This is a genomic window from Mesorhizobium sp. M1A.F.Ca.IN.020.06.1.1 (assembly GCF_004023265.1).
Taxonomy (GTDB): domain Bacteria; phylum Pseudomonadota; class Alphaproteobacteria; order Rhizobiales; family Rhizobiaceae; genus Mesorhizobium.
Genome location: NZ_RZSR01001040.1, coordinates 1 through 2,013, shown reverse-complemented (window position 1 = coordinate 2,013; position 2,013 = coordinate 1). Strand labels below are relative to the sequence as shown.

The following is a 2,013-nucleotide window of genomic DNA, read 5'->3' as shown; positions in this document are numbered from 1 at the left end:
TCGCACAGACGAGGTTCCCGACGCCAAGGCGGCGCTCGAAGGCGCACGCGACATCCTGTCGGAGCAGTTCGCCGAGAATGCCGATCTGGTCGGGAAGCTGCGCGCCTATATGAAGGAGCGCGCCTTCCTGCGCGCCAGGGTCGTCGACGGCAAGCAGGAGGCGGGCGCGAAATTCTCCGACTATTTCGATCATGTCGAGCGCTGGGCGAACGTGCCCAGCCATCGCGCCTTGGCCATGCTGCGTGGCCGCAACGAAGAGGTGCTGTCGCTCGACATCGAAGTCGATGCCGACGATCAATCGCCGGTGAAACCGGTCGAGCGGATGATCGCCAACGCCTATGCGATTGGTAGCACCCTGCCGGGCGACCGCTGGCTGATGGAAGTGGCCGGCTGGACCTGGCGGATAAAACTATCGCTCCATCTGACGCTTGATTTGATGCGCGACCTGCGCGAGCGGGCCGAGGACGAGGCCATCCATGTCTTTGCCCGCAACCTCAAGGACCTGCTGCTCGCCGCGCCCGCCGGCTCCCGGCCCACGATGGGTCTCGATCCCGGCATCCGCACCGGCGTCAAGGTGGCTGTGGTCGACGGTACCGGCAAGCTGGTGGCGACGACCACCGTCTATCCGTTTCCGCCAAAGAACGATGTGCGCGGCACGCAGGCGGAACTTGCCAGGCTCATTCGCTTCCACAAGGTGGAGCTGATCTCGATCGGCAACGGCACCGGCAGCCGCGAGACCGAGAAGCTGGTGGCCGACATGCTCGCCAGCCTGCCGTCCGACGGCGGGCCGAAGCCGATCAAGGTGATCGTCAGCGAAGCCGGCGCGTCGGTCTATTCAGCCTCGGCGACGGCGGCCGCCGAGTTTCCCGACCTCGACGTGTCGCTGCGCGGCGCGGTGTCGATCGCGAGACGCCTGCAGGACCCGCTCGCCGAGCTGGTCAAGATCGAGCCGAAGTCGATCGGCGTCGGCCAGTATCAGCACGATGTCGACCAGTACCGGCTCGGCCGCTCGCTGGAGGCGGTGGTGGAGGATGCGGTCAATGCTGTCGGCGTCGACCTCAACACGGCATCGGCGCCGCTCTTGGCGCGCGTTTCGGGACTGGGGCCATCGCTTGCCGAAGCGATCGTCGCGCATCGCGACGTCGGCGGCCCGTTCGCTACGCGCCGCGATCTGCTGAACGTGGCGCGGCTTGGACCGCGCGCGTTCGAGCAGTGCGCAGGCTTCCTGCGCATCCCGAACGGCTCCGAGCCGCTCGACGCTTCATCCGTGCATCCGGAAGCCTATGGCGTGGCAAAGAAGATCGTCGCCGCCTGCGGCCGCGACGTGCGCGCGCTGATGGGCGACAGTGCCGCGCTCAAGGCACTTGACCCTCGTGTTTTCGTCGACGAGCGCTTCGGCCTGCCGACGGTACGTGACATCATCGCGGAACTGGAAAAGCCCGGACGCGACCCGCGGCCGGGCTTCAAGACGGCGACCTTTGCCGAAGGCGTCGACGACATCAAGGACCTGAAGCCCGGCATGCTGCTCGAAGGCACGGTCACCAATGTCGCCGCCTTCGGCGCCTTCGTGGACATCGGCGTGCACCAGGACGGGATGGTGCATGTCTCGCAGCTGGCCGACCGCTTCATCAAGGACGCGCATGAGGTGGTAAAGGCCGGCGATGTCGTGAAAGTTCGAGTGGTCGATGTCGACATCAAGCGCAATCGCATCGGCCTCTCGATGCGTAAGGATGGCGGCCAGGGTGGGGCGCCTCGGGTCGGCCAGCGCGACAGCGGCGGCGGCAAGCCCGTACCGCGCTCGCCGGCGCCGCAGCGCCAGCCTGAAAAGCCGTCACAGGGTGCGTTCGGCGCGGCGCTCGCCGAGGCGATGAAGCGGAAATAGCTACCACGCCAGAACAGCCGGCTCCTTCTCAACCTGGCCCCGCAGCCAGTCGCGAAAGCTGGCAACCGGCGGATGGCCGCGCTTGGCGTGCGGCACGACGAGATAATAGGCACTGCGGCTCTGCATCGGCT

Annotated in this window: 1 protein-coding gene and 1 pseudogene; one reads left to right on the top strand and one right to left on the bottom strand. The window is 66.8% G+C overall.

Going from position 1 to position 2,013, the window contains the following annotated elements; genetic code table 11:
• Positions 1–1,882: Tex family protein (locus tag EOA60_RS30655; protein WP_164899674.1), on the top strand; the 1,882-nt coding region annotated here is incomplete at its 5' end.
• Here EOA60_RS30655 and EOA60_RS39945 read toward each other — a convergent pair.
• Positions 1,883–2,013, bottom strand: a pseudogene (locus EOA60_RS39945) (LysR family transcriptional regulator); the annotation flags it as partial.